At 72.2% G+C, this 22,511-nt stretch carries 16 protein-coding genes and 2 pseudogenes; 9 read left to right on the top strand and 9 right to left on the bottom strand.

Translation table 11 applies throughout. The features are described from left to right. From AC4IHM_RS31265 to AC4IHM_RS31280, 4 genes are read right to left on the bottom strand one after another with little or no spacing between them, the layout of a single operon-like run. The gene (locus AC4IHM_RS31265) at positions 1-861 is read right to left on the bottom strand and encodes an amidohydrolase family protein (protein WP_490870325.1); all 861 of its coding nucleotides are present in this window, start codon (positions 859-861) and stop codon (positions 1-3) included. After that, the gene (locus AC4IHM_RS31270; RefSeq protein WP_490870326.1) at positions 858-1,886 is read right to left on the bottom strand and encodes an aldo/keto reductase; all 1,029 of its coding nucleotides are present in this window, start codon (positions 1,884-1,886) and stop codon (positions 858-860) included. The genes AC4IHM_RS31265 and AC4IHM_RS31270 overlap by 4 nt, the downstream gene beginning before the upstream one ends. Further along, positions 1,883-2,638 carry an SDR family NAD(P)-dependent oxidoreductase gene (locus AC4IHM_RS31275; RefSeq protein ID WP_490870327.1) on the bottom strand — a complete coding sequence of 252 codons (756 nt, stop codon included), beginning with the start codon at positions 2,636-2,638 and terminating at the stop codon, positions 1,883-1,885. Before AC4IHM_RS31275 ends, AC4IHM_RS31270 begins: the two co-directional genes overlap by 4 nt. Further along, positions 2,635-3,990: an enolase C-terminal domain-like protein gene (locus AC4IHM_RS31280; RefSeq protein ID WP_490870328.1), complete on the bottom strand. Its 1,356-nt coding sequence runs from the start codon at positions 3,988-3,990 to the stop codon at positions 2,635-2,637. The genes AC4IHM_RS31275 and AC4IHM_RS31280 overlap by 4 nt, the downstream gene beginning before the upstream one ends. Positions 3,991-4,287: 297 nt before the next feature. Here AC4IHM_RS31280 and AC4IHM_RS31285 point away from each other — a divergent pair, with 297 nt between their 5' ends. The 3 genes from AC4IHM_RS31285 to AC4IHM_RS31295 all read left to right on the top strand — a co-directional run bounded on the left by AC4IHM_RS31285 (position 4,288) and on the right by AC4IHM_RS31295 (position 8,450). Then, positions 4,288-4,806, top strand: coding sequence for an SRPBCC family protein (locus tag AC4IHM_RS31285; RefSeq protein WP_490870994.1), 519 nt, complete (start codon positions 4,288-4,290; stop codon positions 4,804-4,806). 40 nt (positions 4,807-4,846) lie between these two features. Then, positions 4,847-7,141: an FdhF/YdeP family oxidoreductase gene (locus AC4IHM_RS31290; RefSeq protein WP_490870329.1), complete on the top strand. Its 2,295-nt coding sequence runs from the start codon at positions 4,847-4,849 to the stop codon at positions 7,139-7,141. Positions 7,142-7,241: 100 nt separating this feature from the next. Next, positions 7,242-8,450 (top strand): Cmx/CmrA family chloramphenicol efflux MFS transporter, encoded by a 1,209-nt coding sequence (locus tag AC4IHM_RS31295; RefSeq protein ID WP_490870995.1) that lies wholly within the window; start codon positions 7,242-7,244, stop codon positions 8,448-8,450. A gap of 54 nt (positions 8,451-8,504) precedes the next feature. Here AC4IHM_RS31295 and AC4IHM_RS31300 read toward each other — a convergent pair whose 3' ends face one another. Continuing rightward, entirely contained in the window at positions 8,505-9,590 is a 1,086-nt protein-coding gene (locus tag AC4IHM_RS31300) for a MerR family transcriptional regulator (protein ID WP_490870330.1), read from the bottom strand. A gap of 374 nt (positions 9,591-9,964) precedes the next feature. Between AC4IHM_RS31300 and AC4IHM_RS31305 the strand changes: the two genes are divergently transcribed. After that, positions 9,965-12,184 carry an MMPL family transporter gene (locus AC4IHM_RS31305; RefSeq protein ID WP_490870331.1) on the top strand — a complete coding sequence of 740 codons (2,220 nt, stop codon included), beginning with the start codon at positions 9,965-9,967 and terminating at the stop codon, positions 12,182-12,184. Positions 12,185-12,227: 43 nt separating this feature from the next. Here the strand turns inward: AC4IHM_RS31305 and AC4IHM_RS31310 are convergent, their stop codons facing one another. Continuing rightward, a complete protein-coding gene (locus AC4IHM_RS31310; RefSeq protein WP_490870332.1) occupies positions 12,228-12,905 on the bottom strand; it encodes a CBS domain-containing protein in 678 nt (225 codons plus the stop codon). A 374-nt stretch (positions 12,906-13,279) separates the two neighbouring features. Between AC4IHM_RS31310 and AC4IHM_RS31315 the strand changes: the two genes are divergently transcribed. From AC4IHM_RS31315 to AC4IHM_RS31335, 5 genes and pseudogenes are all read left to right on the top strand, one after another. Then, positions 13,280-14,671, top strand: a complete 1,392-nt coding sequence (locus tag AC4IHM_RS31315) for an MFS transporter (protein ID WP_490870333.1) — start codon at positions 13,280-13,282, stop codon at positions 14,669-14,671. Positions 14,672-15,171: 500 nt separating this feature from the next. Beyond that, positions 15,172-15,372, top strand: a pseudogene (locus AC4IHM_RS31320) (AMP-binding protein); the annotation flags it as partial. A gap of 94 nt (positions 15,373-15,466) precedes the next feature. Further along, positions 15,467-16,684, top strand: a complete 1,218-nt coding sequence (locus AC4IHM_RS31325; RefSeq protein WP_490870334.1) for an AMP-binding protein — start codon at positions 15,467-15,469, stop codon at positions 16,682-16,684. 118 nt (positions 16,685-16,802) lie between these two features. Continuing rightward, positions 16,803-18,860, top strand: a complete 2,058-nt coding sequence (locus tag AC4IHM_RS31330) for a TerD family protein (RefSeq protein WP_490870335.1) — start codon at positions 16,803-16,805, stop codon at positions 18,858-18,860. Positions 18,861-19,026: 166 nt separating this feature from the next. Further along, positions 19,027-19,413: a DUF4232 domain-containing protein gene (locus tag AC4IHM_RS31335; RefSeq protein ID WP_490870336.1), complete on the top strand. Its 387-nt coding sequence runs from the start codon at positions 19,027-19,029 to the stop codon at positions 19,411-19,413. A gap of 53 nt (positions 19,414-19,466) precedes the next feature. Here the strand turns inward: AC4IHM_RS31335 and AC4IHM_RS31340 are convergent, their stop codons facing one another. From AC4IHM_RS31340 to AC4IHM_RS31350, 3 genes and pseudogenes are all read right to left on the bottom strand, one after another. Continuing rightward, positions 19,467-20,663: a glycoside hydrolase family 64 protein gene (locus AC4IHM_RS31340; protein ID WP_490870337.1), complete on the bottom strand. Its 1,197-nt coding sequence runs from the start codon at positions 20,661-20,663 to the stop codon at positions 19,467-19,469. Positions 20,664-20,831: 168 nt separating this feature from the next. Beyond that, positions 20,832-21,347: a hypothetical protein gene (locus AC4IHM_RS31345; RefSeq protein WP_490871025.1), complete on the bottom strand. Its 516-nt coding sequence runs from the start codon at positions 21,345-21,347 to the stop codon at positions 20,832-20,834. A gap of 130 nt (positions 21,348-21,477) precedes the next feature. After that, positions 21,478-22,503 (bottom strand): annotated as a pseudogene (locus AC4IHM_RS31350) (MFS transporter); the annotation flags it as partial. Positions 22,504-22,511: the final 8 nt, after the last annotated feature.

A 22,511-nucleotide genomic window follows, 5' to 3' on the forward strand; every position in this document is an offset into this window, starting at 1 on the left:
TCACTCGCCGGGGGCGCCGGCCATCCCGTACACGCGGCGCGCGGTGCCGGACCACACCTCGGCCCGTTCGGCGGGGGTGAGCGGGGCGATCAGCTCGCCGGTGGCGGCCACGACCTCGCCGTAACCGGCGGCGAGCGTGCTCACCGGCCAGTCGGAGCCGAACATGAGCCTCCGGGGCCCGAAGGCCTCGATCACCGTGTCGGCGTACGGTCTGAGGTCGTCGACCGTCCACGACCGCGGGTCGGCCTCGGTCATCATGCCGGAGAGCTTGCAGACCGTGTTCGGCAGGGCGGCGAGGGCACGCAGGCGCGTCGCCCACGGTTCCCGTCGCCCCGACGCGATCGGCGGCTTGCCCAGGTGGTCGAGGACGAAGAGGAGATCGGGGACGGCCGCCGCCGCACTCGCCGCCGCCGGCAACTGGTGGGGGAGGACGACGAGATCGTGGACGAGCCCGGCCGCCGCGAGCGCGCGCAGTCCGCGCAGCACCTCGGGCCGGACCAGCCAGTCCGGGTCCGGCTCGGCCTGGACCTGGTGCCTGATGCCGCGCAGGAGGTGTCCGCCGGGCAGCGAACGCAGCCGGGCCAGCTCGCCGGCCGCCCCGGGCAACGTCAGATCGGTCCAGCCGACGACCGCGCCGACGAGCCGGCTGTCCGCGGCCAGGGCCAGCAGCTCCGGGGTCTCCTCGGGCACGGTGACCGTCTGCACCAGCACGGTGGCCGTCACCCCGGCCGCCCGGGTCTCGGCCCGCAGGTCCGGCAGGAGGAAGGAGCGGCGCAGCGGGGCGAGTTCGGGGCCGGTGAGCCACTCCTGATCGCGTACGCCGAGGTCCCACAGGTGGTGGTGGGCGTCGACGACGGTCATGGCCCGCTCCCACCGGGCACCGGCACCCCGCCCGGCAGCAGGCCCCGCGCCCGCAGGTCGTCCCACACGGCCTCCGGCAGGGGCCGGTGGAAGTGCTCGGCCGCGTCGGCGACCTCTGCGGCCGACCGCGCCCCGAGGAGCACGGAGGCGACCGCCGGATGCCCGAGCGGGAAGCGGAGCGCGGCCGCACGCAGCGGCACCCCGTGCGCCTCGGTGACATCGCGCATCCGGCCGGCCCGGCGCAGCAGTTCGGGGGGAGCCGCCGCGTAGTCGTACCTGGCGCCGGGCGAAGGGTCGGCCAGCAGCCCGGAGTTGAGGGCGCCACCGACGATCACACTGAGGCCCGCCGCCTCGGCCGCGGGCAACAGGGCCTTGAGCGCGCCCTGTTCGAGGAGGGTGTAGCGCCCGGCGCACAGCACGGTGTCAACGTCCGTGTCCGTCAGGAAGCGCGTCAGCATCCGGGTCCTGTTCATTCCCGCGCCGATCGCCCGGACCACCCCCTGCGACCGCAGCTCCTCAAGGGCCGGGTACGCCTCCCGGAACGCCTGCTCCTCGTGGTCGTCGGGATCGTGCAGCAGGACGAGGTCGACCCGGTCCAGGCCGAGGCGGGTGAGGCTGTCCTCCAGCGAGCGGCGCACGCCGTCGGCGCTGAAGTCCCACCGCCGCCGGTGGGTGGCCGCTACGGCGAATCCGTCGGCCAGGTCGTCCCCGCCGCCGTGGTGCGGGACGAGGACGCGCCCCACCTTGGTGGAGAGGGTGAAGCAGTCCCGGGGCCTGTGCCGCAGGGCCTCGCCGAGCCTGCGCTCCGACAGGCCCAGGCCGTAGTGCGGGGCGGTGTCGAAGTAGCGGACGCCCGCCTCCCAGGCGGCGTCGACGGCGGAGCGGGCCGCCTCCTCGCCCACGTCCTGGTAGAGACCGGCGACGGCCGCGCCGCCGAAGCCGAGGGCGGTGACGCGGACACCGCTGCGGCCGAGGGTGCGGCCGGGCAGCGAAGCCCCTGCCCCGCTCCCGTCCGGCCGCGTCACCGCCCCTCCGGCCGCAGCCGCAGGCCCTGCATTCCGCCGTCCACGGCGAGGGCGGTACCCGTGACCGAGGCGGCGGCCGGGCTCGCCAGGTACACGATGGCCGCGGCGACCTCCTCCGCGGTGACCAGCCGGCCCATGGGCTGCCGGGCGTCGAGGGCCGCCCGCTCGGCGACCGGATCGGCCGCCCGGTCGAGGAGCCGGCCGATCCAGGGGGTGTCCGCGGTGCCGGGGTTCACGCAGTTGACGCGGATCCCCTCCCGGACGTGGTCCGCCGCCATGGCCAGGGTGAGGGAGAGGACCGCGCCCTTGCTGGCGCTGTACAGGGCGCGCCGGGGCAGTCCGGCCGTGGCCGCGATCGAGCAGGTGTTGACGACGGCGGCGTGCGCGGAGGCGCGCAGCCGGGGCAGGGCGGCGCGGGTGGTGCGGACCATGCCCAGGACGTTCACGTCGAGGACGCGGTGCCACTCGGCGTCGTCGTTGTCCTCGACGGTCCCGATCGCGCCGACGCCGGCGTTGTTGACCAGGATGTCGAGGCCGCCGAGGTCGTGGGCCGCGGCCGCCACCGCGCGGCGCACGGAGCCGTCGTCGGACACGTCCGCCGTGTACCCGCGCAGCGGCCCGGCCGCCGGCGGGGGATCGAGGTCCAGTACGGCGACATCGGCGCCGCGCTCGGCCAGCAGGCCGGCGGTGGCCCTGCCGATGCCGGACGCGCCGCCGGTCACCAGGGCCCTGAGTCCGGACAGTTCGCTCATCGCTTCGTCCCCTCCCGTTGGTTGCGCTGTTTGCGTCGTGCGGCGAGGTCGGCGGCCCAGAAGGTCCCGTCCGGGTACCGGTACGCGGCGATCGACGCGGCGTGCATCTCCGAGGAGAAGCCGGGGGCCGCGGGAGCCGCGTAGCGCCCGTTCGCGATGACCACCGGGTCCTTGAAGTGCTCGTGGAGATGGTCCACGTACTCGATCACCCGGTCCTCGGTCGTCCCGGTCAGCGCCACGAAGTCGAACATCGACAGATGACGCACCAGTTCGCACAGACCGACGCCGCCGGCGTGCGGGCAGACGGGCACGCCGTACTTGGCGGCGAGCAGCAGGATGGCCAGGTTCTCGTTGACGCCGCCCACCCGCGCCGCGTCGATCTGGAGCACGTCGATCGCTTCCGCCTGCAACAACTGCTTGAAGACGACCCGGTTGTGGACGTGCTCCCCGGTGGCCACCTTGACCGGCGCCACGCCCCTGCGTACGGCCGCGTGGCCGAGGATGTCGTCGGGGCTGGTGGGCTCCTCGACCCAGTAAGGGGCGTACTCGGCCAGCGCGTTGGTCCACTCGACGGCCTCGGCGACGTTCCAGCGCTGGTTGGCGTCGACGGCGATCCGGATGTCCGGGCCGACGACCGCGCGCGCCGTGCGCAGCCTGCGCAGGTCGTCGGCCAGATCGGCGCCGACCTTCAGCTTGATCTGGGTGAAGCCGTCGGCGACCGCCTGCTCGGCGAGCCGGGCCAGCTTCCCGTCGCGGTAGCCGAGCCAGCCGGGGGAGGTGGTGTACGCCGGATAGCCCTCGGCGCGCAGGCGGGCCGCGCGCCCGGCGGCGCCGTCCCGGCCCGCGCGGAGCAGGGCCACGGCCTCCTCGCGGGTGAGGGCGTCCTCGATGTAGCGGAAGTCCACCTGGTCCGCGAGCCACTCCGGCTCGGCCTCGGAGAGGAACCGCCACACCGGCTTGCCCGCGCGCTTGGCCGCCAGGTCCCACACCGCGTTGACGACGGCACCGACGGCCATGTGCATCACGCCCTTCTCCGGGCCGAGCCAGCGCAGTTGGCTGTCGCCGGTGAGGACCCGGGCGAGCGAGGCGGGATCGGCGCACACGGCCGTGACGGACCGGCCCACGACATGGTCGCGCAGGGCGGCGATCGCCGCCGTCTGCACGTCGTTGCCGCGCCCGATGGTGAAGGCGAAGGCATGCCCCTCCAGCCCGTCGCCCGCGTCGGTGCGCAGGACGACGTACGCGGCCGAGTAGTCGGGGTCGGGGTTCATCGCGTCGGAGCCGTCCAGCCCGCGCGAGGTGGGGAAACGGATGTCGACCACGTCGAGGTCGGTGATGCGTGCCGCGGCCATGGTCGCTTCCTCACTGGAACCACAGGAAAATGCGTGGAATCACATAGGATCCTCTCGCCACTGATGGTGTGGCAGCCTTGATCACCTCGTCAAGACCTGCGTATGGGCGGACTTTCCCGCGTCGGTGTGGGCAGATCACATAGGATTTCCGCTCTCGGTGGTGGTACCGGCCGTCACCCGCGCGGTGGCCGCTCCGCTTGCGGAGCCGTCGGACCCGGGTTTCCGTGTAGACGACTCGCCACCGCCACAGGAGCCGCCATGCCGATGCCGTCCCTCGCGTCGTCGCCCGGTCGCGGCGTGACCACCGTCGAAGAGACCGTCGAGGTCGCGGTACCGGTGCGCACCGCCTACGACCAGTGGACCCAGTTCGAGAGCTTTCCGCGGTTCATGGCCACGGTGCGACGGGTCGAGCAGATCCGGCCCGCCCTGGTCATGTGGGACATCCGGTTCGGACCCGTGTGCCGGGAGTTCGGGACCGAGATCGTGGAACAGGTGCCCGACTCGCACCTGGCCTGGCGCAGTCTCGGGCGCCGCCACCGCCACCGGGGCGAGGTGGCCTTCCGGCCCACCCCCGAGGGCCGCACGGCGGTCACCGTGCGGCTACGCGTCGAGCCGCGCGGCCTGAGCCGCCTGCTCACCGCGGTCCCCGGCACGGCCGACCGCCTCGTACGGCGGGAACTCGCGAACTTCAAGTGGTACATCGAGGGACTGGGAGAGGCGTGCGGCGCCTGGCGGGGAACCGTCCGGAGCGGGCAGGTGCGGCCGGCGGAGGCCGAACCGCCGCGAAGCCGGGTGCCGGTCTGGCCCGTGGGCTGAGCTTCGCGCGGCGACACAGCGAACGAGAGGCGATCCACAGATGAAGAAGCCGCCCGAGGGCGACTCCGGGGACGACCTGACCGTCACCCGGCCCAAGACATGGGCCGCGGGCGTCCCGGCGGTGGCGCACGCGCTGGAGTACTCCCTGGAGCAGACCTCCCCCCGGAAGACCGCGGTGGACCTGCTGACCATGAACCAGGTGGACGGCATCGACTGTCCTGGCTGCGCCTGGGCGGACCCCTCGCCCGGCCACCGGCACCGCAACGAGTACTGCGAGAACGGCGCCAAGCACATCAACGACGAGGCGACGACACGGCGGATCACCGCCGGCTTCTTCCGCGAGCACACCGTCTCCGACCTGGGCCGGCGCTCCGACATGTGGCTCAACCAGCAAGGACGCCTCACCGAGCCGATGGTCAAGCGGCCCGGTTCCGACCACTACGAGCCGATCAGCTGGCTCAAGGCCCTGGACCTGCTGGCCGGGGAGCTGAAGGCGCTCGACACCCCCGACGAGGCGGTCTTCTACACCTCGGGCAGGGTCAGCAACGAAGCCGCCTTCCTGCTCCAGCTCTTCGCCAGGGCCTTCGGCACCAACAACCTGCCCGACTGCAGCAACATGTGCCACGAGTCGAGCGGCTTCGCCCTGCACGAGACCCTCGGCACGGGCAAGGGCACCGTCAGCCTCCAGGACCTCCACCACGCCGACCTCATCTTCCTGGTGGGACAGAACCCCGGGAGCAACCACCCGCGGCAGCTGTCCGCACTGGAACAGGCCAAGTCCAACGGCGCCCGCGTCATCGCCGTGAACCCCCTGCCCGAGGCCGGACTGCTGCGGTTCAAGAACCCGCAGAAGCCACGCGGAGTGGTCGGCCGCGGCATCCAGATCGCCGACCGGTTCCTGCACATCCGGCCCGGCGGCGACCTCGCCCTGTTCCAGGCGCTGAACCGGCTGCTCATCGAGGCCGAGGACGCCTGGCCGGGAAAGGTGCTGGACCACGACTTCATCCGCGCCGACACCAGCGGCTTCGAGGAGTTCGCCGCGCACGCGCGCGAGGTCTCCTGGCCGGACGTGCTCACCACGACCGGGCTGACCCGCGAGGAGATCGAGCAGATCCGCGACGACGTCCTCGGCAGCGAACGGATCATCGTCTGCTGGGCCATGGGCATCACCCAGCACAAGCACGGCGTCCCCACCATCCGGGAGATCGTCAACTTCCTGATGCTGCGCGGAAATCTCGGCCGGGCCGGAGCCGGTGCCTGCCCGGTGCGGGGACACAGCAACGTCCAGGGCGACCGCACGATGGGCATCTGGGAACAGATGCCGGACTCCTTCCTGGACGCCCTGCGACGGGAGTTCGGCTTCGACCCGCCGCGCGCCCACGGACTGGACTCGGTGAACTCCATCAGGGCCATGCGGGAGGGCCGGATCAAGGTCTTCCTGGGCGTCGCCGGCAACTTCGTGCGGGCCGCGCCCGACAGCACCGTCACCGAGGAGGCCATGCGGCGCTGCCGGCTGACCGCCCACATCTCCACCAAGCTCAACAGGTCGCACACCGTCTGCGGGCGGACCGCGCTCATCCTGCCCACCCTCGGCAGGACCGAACGGGACCGTCAGGCGGGCGGGGAGCAGTTCGTCACGGTGGAGGACTCGATGAGCGAGGTGCACACCTCCCGGGGCCGGCTGAAGCCGGCGTCCCCGCTCCTGCTCAGCGAGGTCGCCATCCTGAGCCGGCTCGCCCGCCGCACCCTCGGCGAGGGCCGCGGGAACCTGCCGTGGGAGGAGTTCGAGTCCGACTACAACGTGATCCGCGACCACATCTCCCGAGTCGTGCCGGGCCTGCACGACTTCAACCGGCGGGTGGTGCGCCCCGGCGGCATCAGACTGCCCAACCCCGTCAACGAGGGCATCTACCGCACCGCCACCGGCAAGGCACGGTTCACCCGCAACACCTGGGAAGTGCCGCACGTGCCCGAAGGGCATCTGCTCCTGCAGACCATGCGCTCCCACGACCAGTGGAACACCGTCCCCTACACGGACGACGACCGCTACCGGGGCATCCACGGCAGCCGCCGGGTGGTCCTCGTCAACCCGGCCGACCTGACCGCGCTCGCCCTGGCCGGGGGCGAGCGTGTCGACCTGGTGAGCGTCTGGCACGACGACACCGAACGCCGCGCCGAGGGCTTCGAGGTGGTGCCGTACCCGACGGCGCTCGGCTCCGCCGCCGCCTACTATCCGGAGGCCCAGGTCCTGGTGCCCCTGGACAGCGTCTCGGACCTCAGCAACCAGCCCACCTCCAAGGGCGTCCTGGTCCGGCTGGAACGCGCGGTGCCGTAGCCGCATCGTGAGACGGGCCGCGGGCGCGGGAATGGCGGCAGGCACGGCCCCGTTGACACCTGTCATGCCCGATTCTGCTCCGCGGACCGCAGCCGCCCGCATGCCGCTCGCCGTCTACATGCTCGGCCTGGCCGTCTTCGCACTCGGCACGAGCGAGTTCATGCTCTCCGGGCTGCTGCCGCCCATCGCCGACGACATGGACGTGTCGATCCCCCAAGCCGGGCTGCTGATATCCGCGTTCGCGATCGGCATGGTGGTCGGCGCGCCCCTGCTCGCGGTCGCGACCCTGCGACTGCCGCGCAAGACCACCCTGGTCGCGCTGATCTCGGTGTTCGGCCTCGGCCAGGTGGCGGGCGCGCTGGCGACGACGTACGAGGTCCTGTTCGTCTCGCGGGTGGTGAGCGCCCTCGCCTGCGCCGGGTTCTGGGCCGTGGGCGCGGCCGTCGCCATCGCGATGGTGCCGATGACGGCGCGGGCCCGCGCGATGGCCGTGATGATCGGCGGCCTCTCGATCGCCAACGTCCTCGGCGTCCCGGCGGGCGCGTTCCTCGGCGAGAACCTGGGATGGCGCTCCGCGTTCTGGGCCGTGGGCGCCGCGTCCGCCGTCGCGCTCGTGGGCGTGGTGACCCTGATCCCGCGCATCCCGCTGCCCGAGCGGCGGCCCCGTCTGAAGGGCGAGCTGGCGATCTACCGGGACCGTCAGGTGTGGCTGTCCATCGTGGTGACCGCGCTCGCCGCGGGCGGTGTGTTCTGCGCCTTCTCCTACCTCGCGCCGCTGCTCACCGATGTGGCCGGACTGGCGGACGGCTGGGTGCCGACCGTGCTGGCGCTGTTCGGAGTCGGCGCGCTGATCGGGACCACGATCGGCGGCCGGGTCGCCGACGCGCACCTGTTCGGCGTGCTGCTCTCCGGCATCACCGCCTCGACGGTGCTGCTGGCCGCGCTGGCGCTGTTCGCGTCGAGCCCCGCCGTCGTGATCGCGCTCGCGCTGCTGCTCGGTGTCTCCGCGTTCTACACGGCACCTGCGCTCAACGCCCGCATGTTCAACGTGGCCGGCGCCGCGCCCACGCTCGCGGGCGCGACGACGACCGCCGCGTTCAACCTGGGCAACACCGGCGGCCCCTGGCTCGGCGGCACGGTGATCGACGCGGACCTCGGCTACGCCGCCACCGCCTGGGCGGGCGCGACGATGACCCTGGTCGCGATCGCCTTCGTCACCGTCTCGATGCGGCTGCACAGCCGGTCGCGCCTCGTGACGGGCGCCCTGGCCGCCGGGCCCGCGAGCGCGGACCGGACCCAGCGGGTGTGACGCCCCCGGACCCCCGGAGGCGCCGCGTACGACCGTCCGCGCCGGGCCCGGTGTTCAGCGGGCCGGGTCGCTCGCCACGACATCGGCGACCACGCAACTGACGTTGTCGGGACCGCCGGACGCGTTGGCGAGGGCGACGAGTTCGCCGACGGCCTGCCCGGGGTCCCCGGCGTCGGTGAGCACCCGGTGGATCTCCCCGGCCGGCACCACGCTCGTGAGGCCGTCGGAGCAGAGCAGATAGCGGTCCCCGCGCAGGGCGTCGTGCAGGCGCATGTCGGCGGTGGCGTCCGCTCCCCGGCCAAGGGCCCGTACCAGCAGTGAGCGCTCGGGATGGGAGGCGGCCTCCTCCGGGCTGATGCGTCCCTCGTCGACCATCGACTGCACCACGGTGTGGTCGTGCGTGATCTGGAACAGTTCCCCGTCGCGCAGCAGATGGACCCGGGAGTCGCCGATGTGGACGAGGGCCAGTTGCGAGCCGGTCCAGAGCATCGCGGTGAGGGTCGTGCCGGCCTCCTGGTCGGCGGGGCCGGCCGGGACGGCGTCGTGCACCGCCCGTTCGGCCTCCTCGACGGCGTCCGCCAGGACGTTGAGGAGACCGCCCGCCGCGATGCCGTCCCTCTCCAGGTGCTTGAGCGCCCCGACGGCGGCGGCGCTCGCGGGGGCTCCGCCGCTGCCGAAGCCGTCGGCGACGGCGAGCAGGCGGGAACCGGCGTACACGGTGTCCTGGTTGGTCTCGCGGACCAGACCGGTGTCGGAACGGGCGGCGTAACGGATGCTCAGGGGAGTCGTGGTCGGGGACATGGCGGGGTCCTTTCGGGCCAGATGGTCGACGAGGAAGGCGGCAAGGTCGCGCCGTGCGGCGGTGTCGGCCTCGGCCCGCGCCCAGAAGGCACGCACCTCCCGGGCCGCGGCCCCGGCCTCCAGCGAGCAGACGTGCCGGATGCGGACCAGCGGCATCCCCAGGCGCCGGAGCCAGGCGACGAGCCGGGCCTGTTCCACCTGTTCGGGCGCGTAGTGGCGATAGCCGGTCACCGGGTCGACGCGGGCCGGGGCCAGCAGGCCCAGCTCGTCGTAGAGCCGCAGCGCCTTCGGCGACAGCCGGGACGCCCTCGCGAACGCCCCGATGGTCAGCAACTCCATGCCGCTCCTCCTCGTGCCGGACACGTCGCCCGGCCCCACGATGCTGTGGCCTCCCCCAAGGTGAAGGTCAACCGCCGCGGTGCGTCACTCACCGCCCGGACGGCGAGGGCGGCGACACGGCACCGGTGACCTGCCGCACCGCCTCGGCTGCCCGCGGCAACGGAATGCGGCGTACACCCATCGCGCCGCCCTACACCACGGGGAGCGGACCACGGGGACCCACTACACCCCATGGAGTACGCCGGTCCAGACCCAGGGTCGGATCAAACGCGGGAACCTCCGGGTGAGCATGGAGGAGTGCCCCGGTCAATGCCTCCGCCTTCCCTCGTGCGCCGGGTCCTCGTCCTGCCCGCAACCCGACCGATTGGTCCCAGGTGGCTACGTTTCTCTACCGGCTCGGCCGACGCGCGTTCCGGCGCCGCGGCCTCGTCGTCCTGCTGTGGCTGGCCGTACTCGTGGGCGCCGGCGTCGCCGCGTCCACCGCGCCCGCCCCGCCCGAAGACTCCTTCTCCATGCCAGGCACCGAGTCCCAGAAGGCGTTCGACCTGCTCGACGAGCAGTTCCCGGCCGCCGGTGCCGAGGGCGCCACGGCACGGGTCGTGATCCGCGCGCCCGACGGCGCAAAGATCTCCGACCCGGCGGGCAAGGCCAGGGTCGAAGAACTGGTGACGGCCCTCGGCGCGGGCCCGCAGGTCACCTCCGTGGACGACCCGTTCGCGGCGGGCGCCGTCAGCGCGGACGGCACGACCGCGTACGCCTCCGTGACGTACGAGGTCAACGCGATGGAGCTGACCGACCGGGCCCGCGAGTCGCTCGTCGCCGCCACCGACGACGCGCGCGGCGACGGCTTCACCGTCGAGACCGGCGGTGACGCGGTCGAGGCCGATCAGGAAATGGGCGGCACCGCCGAGCTGTTCGGCATCGGGGTCGCCGCGGTCGTGCTCCTGCTGACCTTCGGCTCACTGGTCGCGGCCGGCATGCCGCTGCTGTCGGCGATCATCGGCGTCGGCACGGGCATCTCCGCCATCGGGGCGCTCGGCAGCACACTGGAACTGTCCGCCACCACCTCCACGCTGGCCATGATGATCGGCCTCGCGGTCGCCATCGACTACGCGCTGTTCATCGTCTCCCGCTACCGGGCGGAGATCGCCGAGGGCCGCAGCCCCGAGGAGGCCGCCGGACGCGCGGTCGGCACCGCGGGCTCCGCCGTCGTCTTCGCCGGACTCACCGTCGTCGTGGCCCTGGCCGGCCTCGCGGTCGTCGACATACCGATCCTCACCAAGATGGGCCTGGCCGCCGCGGGCACCGTCGGCATCGCCGTACTGATCGCGCTCACCCTCACCCCGGCGCTGCTCGGCTTCGCCGGCCGGAGGGCGCTCAGCCGCAGGGACCGCAGGGCACCCGCCGGGACGCAGGGCGCCTCCGCCGGGCCGACGCTCGGCACCCGCTGGGCCCGCTTCGTGCTGCGCCGCCCGCTGACCGTGCTGCTGACCGCGGTGCTCGGGCTCGGTGTCGTCGCCGTGCCGGCCGCCGGAATGGAGCTGGGCCTGCCCGACGAGGGCAGCTCGGCACCCGACACCACCCAGCGCAAGGCCTACGACATGCTGTCCGAGTCCTTCGGCGCCGGGTTCAACGGCCCGCTGCTGGTCACCGTCGACACCCGGGGCGCCGCCGACCCGCAGGCCGCCGCCGACACCGTGGGCAAGAAGATCACCGGCCTCGGCGGGGCCGCGGCCGTCACACCGGCGAGCTTCAACGAGGCCGGCACCACCGCGGTCCTCACGGTGGTGCCCAAGACCGGCCCGAGCGACGCGGCCACCGAGTCGCTGGTGCGGGACATCCGCTCGCTGTCCGGCGGCGTCAGGACGGACACGGGTGCCACGATGCTGGTCACCGGCGCGACCGCGATGACCATCGACTTCTCGCAGACCCTGGACGACGCGCTCGTCCCGTATCTGGCGCTGGTCGTCGGCCTCGCCTTCCTGCTCCTGATGCTGGTCTTCCGCTCGGTGCTCGTCCCGCTCAAGGCGGCCCTCGGCTTCCTGCTCTCGGTGGCCGCGGCACTCGGCGCGGTGGTCGCCGTGTTCCAGTGGGGCTGGCTCGCCGGCGTCTTCGGCGTGGACCAGCCGGGCCCGATCATGTCGATGATGCCCATCTTCATGATCGGGGTGGTCTTCGGACTCGCCATGGACTACGAGGTGTTCCTCGTGACCCGGATGCGTGAGGCGTACGTCCACGGATCGTCCGCCGCCGAGTCCGTCACCACGGGCTTCACGCACGGCGGCCGGGTCGTCGCGGCGGCCGCGATCATCATGATCAGCGTCTTCTCCGGCTTCATCATGGAGAACGACGACATGATCAAGATGATGGGCTTCGGGCTCGCGATCGCGGTCCTCTTCGACGCCTTCGTGGTCCGCATGGCCATCGTGCCCGCGGTGCTCGCCCTGCTCGGCGCCAGGGCGTGGTGGCTGCCCGGGTGGCTGGACCGCGTCCTGCCGAACGTCGACGTCGAGGGCGAGAAGCTCCACAGGGAGCTGGGCGACACCGCGGCGCCCGCCGGGCCCGCCCGCGAGCCGGAGACCGCCGGAGTCTGACACCCGCTCACGAACCGGGGCCGCCGGGCCCCGGTTCGACCGGTCACCGGCCGATGGCGGCGGCGCCCCCGGCGTCGGCCTCGCCCGCCGTTCTGAACTCCACGGCGACGACGCCGTCGACGCGTCGGCAGTGCTCCTCCAGCGCCGGGACGGTCACATGGTCCGGGAGCCGGCCGCTGAGCACGACATGTCCGTGTGTCACGTCCACCTGCATCGACGAGGGCGCCAGGCCGAGAGCCCGGACCAGGGACTCCTCGATGATCTCGGTGCGGATCGCCCGGTCCGTGCGCAGGAAGACCCGCAGCAGGTCGCTCCTGCTGACGACCCCGATCAGCCGCCCCCCGTCGTCGACGACCAGGAGCCGCTTGATGCCGTGCGCCGCCAGCACCCGGGCGGCGTCGACGACGCTCCAGCTCTCTCGTGCGCACAGCGCGGGTGAGGTCATGAGCCCCGCCGCGTCCGTGGCGGACGCCTTGTCCCCGGCCGAGCGGGGCCCCTCCTCGTGCCCCGCCCCGTTCGAGCCGGCCGGGCCCGAGCCCCACATCTTCTGCAGGAGGTCCGCCTCCGACACGACCCCCACGGGGCGGTTCTCCCCGTCCACGACGGGCACCGCCGTGATGTCGTACTCCTGCAACAGGTGGGCGATCTCCTTGAACGGTGTGCCGCGCTGGACGCGGACCACGGCGTCGCTCATCAGATCGCCCACCTTCAGGTGCTTCATCTGGGGTCTTCTCCTCCGCTGCCGGCCCGTGTCGAGCGGCGTTCGTCCTTCGTACCCGTGAAAACGATCTGCCGGCCCCGGGAGTGCCCGGCGGTCACGTCCGTGGACCGGTGGGGAGCGGGGCGGCGGCGCCGCGACCGGGCGACTTCCAGCAGGGCGGCGAGGGCCGCGGCGGCCGGGTACGGGCGACACCGGGCACACCGAACATCAGGCATATGAGGACACTATGCCCGTCTTGTCGCGAGCGTACGCGGCGGCACGCGACGACTGCCGCAGGGACCGGCGCCGCACATACGGGCGGCCGTGTCGGGATTTCCGGCCGGCACGGCGCCCCAGTGGGGCGTCTGAATCTCTCATGAAGAGAGCTTTTCGCTGTGCCCGAAAACACCTGTTTCGCTCAGCCTGCCCGATGGCTGATCTTCGCTGTGGTCCTGGTCGCGGATGTCATGGACTTGCTGAGCACCACCGTTACGAACGTGGCGACTCCGTCCATCCTTCGAGACCTCCACGCTCCTGACTGGCCGGCGCCCTGGCTGGGTGCCTCGTACGCGCTCGCCCTCGGTTCCACGCTGGTTCTCGGTGCGCGCCTCGGCGACCGTTTCGGAGCCCGCCGTGTGTTCCTGACCGGACTGTGCGGATTCGCGGCCGCATCAGCCCTGTGCGCGCTCGCTCCGGCAGTCGGCGTCATCGTGTTCTTCCGCGTCGTTCAGGGCGGGTTCGGAGCCCTGCTGATCCCGCAGGGCTTCACCCTGCTGGTGCGAGCATTCCCCCGGACGGAACTCGGCAGGGTCTTCGGCCTGTTCGGGCCACTCATGGCCGTGAGTTCGATCTCCGGCCCGGTGCTCGCCGGCCTCGTGATGACGGCGAATCCGTTCGGCTCCGGTTGGCGGGCCGTGTTCCTCCTCAATGTTCTCGTCGCCATCGCGCTGTTTCCGCTCGCCGCCGGATCGCTGCCCCGCCCTGACGCCGATCCGACGGTCGAGCTCGACCCGGTCGCGGTGGTGCTCCTCAGCGCGGGCCTGCTCGGTGTCCTTGCCGCGCTGACGCTTGTGCAGGCTCCGACCTCGCTGCTGCCCGCCGCCCTCGGCGCACTCGGGATCATGGCGCTGATCGGATTCGGGCTTCAGCAGCGTGGTGCACGCCACCCGCTGCTGGCGCCCTCGCTGCTCCGCAACCGTTCGTTCATCGCCGGCGTGGTCGTGGGGATCGGTTTCTTCGCGGTCACCGCGGGGCTGCTGTTCGCAACGACCCTGTACCTGCAACTCGGCCGCGGGCCGGCTGTCCTGCCCGCCGCCGCGATTGCCGCAGCCGCGTCGGCCGGGATCATCACGGCATCGTTCTCGACCCGAGCGCTGATCACGAGGCTCGGCAGGCGCCTGATGCTGATCGGGCTTCTCCTGCTCGCCCTCGGCGTGTGCGGCTACCTGTCCGCCGTCCTCCTCGCCGGCGGGCCGCCGTGGCTGCTGGTGATCCCCTTGTTCGTGTGCGGGCTGGGGATGGGGTGCGGCTTCGGAACCGTGTTCGCGGTCGCGCTCGGCGACATCGACGAGACCGAAGCCGGGAGCGCGAGCGGAACGCTCAACGGGGCGCAGCAGATCGCCAATGCGATCGGAGCTGCGCTGGTCTCCGCCGGCTACCTCACCGTCGCGGCCCGCACCTCGCCCGAGCGCGGGCTCCTCGTCTGCCTCGTCGTCGTGCTGGGATGCATCGCCCTCTCGCTGCTCGCTCTGCCACTGCTGCCGCGCCGCGCTGCCGACACCCACTGAACACCCGCTTGCCGACGGCCGGGCACCCATGCAAGAGGTTCGGCGAACCAGGGCTTCTCGATCGCTCATCGGCACCAGCCGGCAGCCGACCTCGACGCCAAGTCGCCTCATGAGCCGGACCGAGTCGACGCGCCGCCACCACAAGTGGTCGGCCTCCCGCACCGCCTGTGCGGGACCGCGAACGGCAGCGGCATCAGCTGTGTGGTGCCATGATGCTTTGCGCGAAAGTCCGGTGTGAGCCCCCCTTGCCTTGTCCGGGTGACGGTTCGCGGTCGGTCTCGTTGGACGGGTGGCCGAGTCCGCTGCCGAATGGAGTGCCTGTGTCCGGCGAAGCCTCCCCGTCCGGGGGTACCCCCACGGCCGTCTTCAGCCCCGTGCCCACCGCTGTTCCCGTGGCTGGTGAGGGCCTGCCCGAGGCCCCCGTGCGGCAGAGCGCGGCAGCGGGGGCGGTCCCGGAGCCCGCCCGGCCGCGCACCTTTGTCGAGGACAGCCTGGAGGCGATGCGCTCCGACCCGGACCGTGAGCTTCTCGTGTACGGGGACCGGCGCCTGTCGGCCGGGCGGTTCAGGGCGCTGGTGCACCGCATGGCCCATGCGTTGTCGGCCCTGGGTGTCGAACGGGGCGCGACCGTCACCCTGCTCAGCGGCAATCTCCCGGAGACGATCGCGGCCCGCTACGCGGCCAACCTCGCGGGCTGCAAGGTCAACCACCTCTACAACCGGATCTCGGTCGGCATGCAGGCGGCGATCGTGCGGGACGTTCGAGACCCGGGCGCTGATCGTCGACCCGCGGTTGGTGGACCGCGCCGCGGAGATCACCAGGACGGCGCCGGTGGCGCACGTGCTCGTACTGGGAGATCCCGGGCGCGCGTTCGGACAGGACCTTCTGGCGCTGGCGGCCGGGCTGCCCGAGGGCCCGTTTTCCGCGCTGTGCCGCCCCGACGACATCTGCGTCATCCGGCACACCGGGGGCACGACGGGGCGCCCCAAGGGCATCGTCTCCGCCTTCGACCAGGCCGGGCGGATCAGCCGGGTGATGACCCCCGCGCGGCGCGGTGCCGACGGGGCCCTGCGGCAGCTCGTGTGCACGACCCTCGCCCATGCCGGGGGAATGATGGCCGACGGCGTGCTGCGCTCCGGCGGGACCGTGGTGCTGCAGGACGAGTTCGACCCGGGCGAGGTGCTCGCTGCCGTCGAACGTGAACGCATCACCTGCCTGTTCCTGCTGCCGCCGCTGCTCTGCCGGCTCCTGGACCACCCCGACTCCCTCCACCGGGACCTCAGCAGCCTGAGCACCGTGACCTACAGCGGCTGCCAGGCGTCACCCGTCCGGCTCGCGGACGCCGTACGGCGTCTGGGGCCCGTGCTCGTACAGGTCTACGCCCAGAACGAGACCGGCGGGATCAGCGTCCTGAGCGCGCAGGACCACGACCTTCGGAGCCCGGACCGGATGCGTACGGCGGGCAAGGTCCTGCCGGGTGTGGACGTCGCCGTACGCAATCCGGAAGGCGAGGACCTGCCGGCCGGCGAGCTGGGCGAGATCTGCGTGCGCTCACCCGGCACCATGCGCGGCTACTGGAAGCAGCCCGAGCTGACGGCCGAGGTGCTGCGGGACGGCTGGGTGCACACCGGCGACCTCGGCCACCTCGACCAGGAGGGCTACCTGACCGTCGTCGACCGGCTCAAGGACATGATCGTCGTGGTCGGCGGACACGTCTACACCACCGAACTGGAAGACCTGCTCAACTCCCACCCGGCAGTGCGTCAGAGCGCCGTCTACGGCGTACGGGACGCCGACCGCATGGAGCAGGTGCACGCCACCGTGGTCACCGCGCCGGGCACCGCGGTACAGGCCGAGGAACTACGGGCCATGGTGCGCGAACAACGCGGCCCCATGTACGAACCGGCCCGCATCGACTTCGTGGACGCCCTGCCACTCACGGACGCCGGCAAACCGGACAAGAAGCTGCTGCGGCAGCCCGAGGAACCCACCCGCGTCCTGCCCCGCCTCTGACCCCCTGCCCTGGCGCCTCCCACGGGCGCCGAATGCGCCGCCCAGTTCACACGGAGCTGCCGCAGGCCATGGTTATCGAGTACTAGGGTTACCCGTGCATTGATATGTGGGGGGATTCATGTACGAAATGGTCAAGGGCGCCAACATCGGGCTGGCAGGGCTGAGCGAGAACGCCGACTCGGTGATCGTGAGTCTGGGGTGGACCAGTCAGACGGGGGAGGGCGACGCCGACGTCTCCGTCCTGCTGCTGAGCGCGGACGGCAAGGTGCGCAGCGACACCGACTTCTACTTCTACAACAACCCGGTGGCCGCCGACGGAAGCGTGCAACTCCTGGGCAAGAAGCCCTCCGGCGAGGGCAGTGAGGACCGGATCGTCTTCGATCTGACCGCGGTTCCGCCGGACATCGAGCGGATCGTCGTCGCCGCGAGCCGGTACGAGAGTATGCGCTTCGACGAACTGGACGCTCTACAGGTCACGTTGGCCGACGCGGCGGGCGACGACCTGCTCCGCTTCGCCATCGCGGACGCGGGGTCGGTGAGCGCGTTCATCTTCGGGGAGCTGTACCGGCGGCAAGGGGAGTGGAAGTTCCGGGCCGTGGGCCAGGGCTACGACACGGGCCTCGCCGGGCTGGCCACGGACTTCGGCGTCGACATCGACGACGACGCGTCCCAGACGCCGACGGCGCCCGAGACCGCGACGGGCCCGGCGGCGGTCGAGGAGAAGGCGGCCGGTCGAGCGGAGCAGCCCGCCGCGCCGACCCCGCCCGTCGGCCCGGAACCGCGGGCCCGGTCGGCGGCGGTCCCGGCGCCGAGGCAGCCCGGGGCAAAGGCCGTTGCGGACAAGAGGCCGTCGCGACCCCGCACCGCCAAGAAGAAGGTCACGCTGCCCAAGGCGGTCAGGAAGACCCTCGCGGAGAACGAGTCCTGGAAGGACGCCAGCCTCTTCCCCGTGCCGGTCCTCAAGAGCGACCGCGACCGCGAGACGCGCGCCACGTCCGTGCTGCTGTCGGTGATGGCACAGGTGCCGGAGTTCGGCCGCCGCCTCACCGCCGCCTTCGGTGCGCCCGCCGGACGGATGGAGACCTTCACCGAGGTGACCCTGCCGCACGGCGACACCCCGCGCCGTCCCGACGGTGTGATCCGGGTCGAACGGGCCGGCAAACTGTGGACGGCGCTCGTGGAGACCAAGACCAACGGCAACGCCCTGAAGTCCGAGCAGGTGCAGGCCTACATGGACATCGCCGCACGACGCGGCTACGAGGCGGTGATCACCTTGTCGAACGACGTTGCGCTGGAAGGCAGTCCCCTGGTCGACGTCAAGATCGACGGACGGCGCAAGCACAAAGTGGCCCTGTGGCACCTCTCCTGGGCCGAAGTCGCCCACCAGGCGCAGATGCTCATCCGCCACGAAGGCGTCGGCAACAGCGCCCACGCCTGGCTGCTCCAGGAATTGCTGAACTACCTCCAGCACGAGAACTCCGGATGCCACGGCTTCCAGAACATGGGCGCGGCCTGGGTCCCCGTACGCAAGGGCATCGAGGACGAGACCCTGTGCCACGGCGACCCCCGCGCCCTGCACGTGGTGGAGAGCTGGGAGCGGCTCATCCGTCAGGTCTGCCTCGGACTCGGTGGCGACCTCGGCCAGAAGGTCCTCCCCGTCCGACGGGTGAGGAAGGGCGCCGATCCCGGCGAACGGCGGGCCCGTATGGCCGACCGACTGTGTGCGGAAGGCCGGTTGCAGGCCGAACTGCGGATCGAGGGAATGCCCGGGGTCCTGGCGATCAGCGCGGACCTGCGCACCGGCAAGCTGCGCACCTCCATGGAGATCCCGGCGCCCGAGCAGGGGTACCCGCTGGCCCGGACCAAACGGCTCGTCAGGCGCCTGGCGGAGGCACCCGCCGACCTGCACATCGAGACGCTGGTCGACACCGAGACGGGCGGCCCCCGGGGCACCCTGGAACGGCTGCGCCCCGAACCCGGCGACCTGGTCCCCAAGAACGGCACGCAGATCACCGGCTTCCGGCTGTCCCTGTTCAAGGGCATGGGCAGCACGCGCGGCAACGCGGAGTCCGGCTTCATCCGCAGTCTCGACGACGCCGTCAACCGGTTCTTCTCCACGGTGGTCGTCCATCTCGACCGCACGGCGCCCCGGCGGGCCGAGCCGGTGCCCGCGTAACGACGCGACCGGGACCGGGAGCCGGCGGCTCCCTCCGGGCCACCCGCGCCACGGGCGGCCCGGACCGGCCCGAGCGCGGGTAACAGCCACGTATTGGTGGGCGGCCGGACGGAACGCCCCCTTTGGCGCCCCGTGTCCCAGCGATCGGTAAGGCTCGCGCCGATGTGTGAGCGGTACTGATCCGAGGGGTGCGAGTGACTCCGCCGCGCAGGATCCGGGCTCCCAGGACTCGGAGTCCCAGGACACCGGTGGCGGCGATACGTCCGCGTCGGACTCCGGTCAGAGGGCCGCCTCCGGCTCCGCCGCCCGCGCCCTCAAGGGGTTCCCCGGGGCCGACCTCAAGGGCGAGGACGGCACCGTCAGCGCCGACCGCAGCGGACTGGACGCGCCGCTGGTCGACCTCGGGCCCGGCGAGGAGACCCGCTCCACCCTGCACTGCACGCCGAACACCTCCGGCGGCACCGGCACGACCTTCACGAGCCTGGTCGTCACCCCGCCCGACGACACCACCGCCCCCGGCATCCGCGTCGACCCCGTCGGCACCGGCAAGTAGCCGGCAAGCGGCCCGCCCCCGCCGAACAGGCGGAGGCGGGCCCGGGTACCGGGTCAGTCGAGCGGGTCGAGGGTGAGCCGCGCCTGCGCCGGGTCGCCGTCGTGCACCAGCGACTCGTGGTTGCCGACGTCGTCGAAGGCGAAGGCGTACGCCTTCGCGTCGGCCATCCGGTCGTGGATGATCCGGGCGTAGTGGTTGGTCACGGAGTCCTGGTAGAAGCCGGCCGCCGAGCCGTCGGGCTGGTTGGGGTTGCTCAGCAGCGTCGAGCGGTTGAAGGCGGCGCACAGTGTGCGGGAGATCGGCCCGCGCACCAGGTCGTTCGGCGCGTCCAGGAGCTGGTGGCAGCCGAACACACTGGAGGCGTCGGGCTTCTGGAAGCTCGTGACGACCGCGCCCGAACTGTCGGTGAAGTTCATGACGTTGCCCGAGACACGCCCCGAGAACCTCGTGTTCGGCTGGTCGCCGAAGGGCGTGACGGTGAGCGTGTCCGTCGTGTACTTCTGCCAGACCCGGTTGATGTAGTCGTCCAGGACGGACGCGGGCAGTGCCCCGGTCTCCACCCCGTACAGCGGTGCCAGCGCCCGCAGTACGGTGCCGTCGGAGCGGGTCTGGATCAGCCCGCCCCAGCCGGGCTGCGCCCGCAGCGCGTCGAACACCCCGTTGTAGCCACCGGCCTTGAGCCGCCCGGCGCTGATCACGCCGCCGTCGGCGCGCTGCACGCCGACCGTGTAGGGCGCGGAGAACATGTCCACCTGGGTGCTGTTCAGCCACAGCCCGGCGTCGTTGAGCGTGTACTCGGACCAGTTGAACAGGATGTCGCGGTTGGGGTCGCTCGGGTTCTGGACGGCGGGTTGCACCAGGCCGCCCGTGGTCAGCCGGAAGTCGAGCTTTTGGCCGTACGAGAAGTAGATGCGCCCGGACAGCTTGGGGATGCTGATCGTCCTGGTCTGTCCCGCGGCCGGGCCCGGGATCGACGCGTCCGGCGCGGGGGTGGGCGGATTGCCGCCCGCGGGCCAGGCGTGGAAGGTGCCGTCGGCGTCGGCCCAGCCCTGCTGTCCCGTGGTCAGCGAGGTGCCCAGGTTGTAGATGTGGACCTGTTCGCCGCGGTTGGAGTTGTTGGTGATCTGCAGGGGGATGGTGGCGGGCACCGCGGCGTCCGCGGGCGGTGAGGCGCCGAACGTGAGCAGGGCGCCGGCCAGGCCTGCGGCCATGGCCACGGCGAGCAGACGATGTCTGAGTCTGGAGAGCACTCTCCACCTCCGTGCGGTGTGGGGGCATTGGTCCGTACCGGTGAGAGCGCTCTCAGCGTTGCGCTGGGACGCGTTCATGTCAATGTGCGCGGCAGGGAAATCGCCGATGTCCCGTCGTCGGGCGGGGCCTCACCGCGCGGCTCGTGAGGTGAGGCCCCGTCCGGGCTCCTAGCTGGTGAGCGCCGACTCCGGGCTGCCGTCGCGTCCCGGCGGCACGGGTACGGGCGGCTCGTTCGCGGCGGGATGGTGCGAGTGGACCCCGATCATGCCGAACGCGGTGAGCGCCGCGGCGACGACGGCGGCCGCACCGCACACCAGGAACGCGGTGCTGAAACCGCTGCCCAGGGCGTCCAGGGCCAGACCGTGCGCGGCGGACCCCGGGGCGCCGGGCGGCAGGCTGTTCACGGCGATGGGTCCGCCGGCGTCGGCGATCCGACGCGCCGCCGCCGTCTGGTCGGCCGGCAGACCGGCACCGGCCAGCCCGGTGGCGAAGTCCGACCCCGCGTTGCTGAGCGCGACCGCGCCGACGACCACGGGTCCCAGGGCGAAGCCGAGGTCGCGCAGCATGTTGGTGGTGGCGCTGGCCATGCTCGCGAGGCTCTGGGGCACGCTGTTCAGCGCCACGGCCGTCACCGAACTGACGGTCAGGGCGAAACCGATGCCGATCAGCAGGGCGGGCGCCATGAACGCGCCGAGTCGCGGGTCGGTGACGTTCCAGCCGGGTGCACAGCAGGCAGCCGGTCGCCATCAGGAGGAACCCGGAGGTCAGCAGCCAGGACGCGGCGACGCGGTGCAGGAGCCGGGAGACCACGGGGATGAGCAGGAACGCGGGCCCCTGGAGGAGCAGGAAGGGGATCGCGACCCGGATCGGGTCCTGGTGCTGCACCGGGCCCAGCCACATGCTCGTCGCGAAGCAGGCGCCCAGGAAGGAGAGCATGCCGATGACCGCGACGACGGACGACACGGTGAAGGCCCGGTTGCGGAACAGCTTCAGGTCCAGGATCGGGGTGTCGGCACGCAGCTCCACCAGCACGAACGCGGCGAGGAAACACGCGCCGAGGGCGAAGGCGAGCAGGACGGGAAGGGTGGCCCAGCCCGACTCGGGCCCCTCGACGGCGCCGTACAGCACCAGGATGAGGCCGAGCGCGAAGGTGATCTGACCCGGCACGTCGAGCCTGCGCCCCTCGGGGGCCCTGGACTCGGTGGCGAGCGTCAGGGTGAGCACCGTGCCGGCCAGGGCGAGTGCGACCAGGACCCAGAAGGAGCCGCGCCACGAGCCGACCTTGGCGAACATGCCGCCGAGCAGGGGCGAGACGGCGGCGCCCGCGGACAGGAAGCCGCTCCAGACCGCCACCGCGTGGGCCCGTTCCCGCATGGTGCGGGTGACGGAGGTGATCGCCGTGAGCGAGCCGGGGAACATGGCGCCGGCGCCCAGTCCGTTCAGGGCGGCGCCGATCCACAGCACCTGCACGGTCGGTGCGAGCGCGGCCACGGTGCTGCCCGCGGCGACCAGCACGGTGCCGGCCGCGACGAGCCGGCGGCGGCCGAAGAGGTCGCCGAGGACGCCGAAGGTGAACTCGAAGCAGACCACGGCGATCATGAACGCGGCGGTGATCCACGTCAGCTGGGACCCGTGGGTGTGCAGGTCCTCCTGGAGGAGTCCGTTCAGCGAGGCCGGCAGCGCGTTCGCGACCTGGGCCACGAAGACCGCGGCGCAGGCGGCAGCCAGTGTTCCCGCGTAGCCCGGTGTCCGGGCGGCCCCCGCGGTGGGGCTCGGGGACGTTGTCGTCCCGTTGTTGAGCGTCATTGCTGATTCTCCCTGGCTGGGAAAGACGGGCATCCCTGGAA

This window comes from Streptomyces sp. SL06, assembly GCF_058244745.1.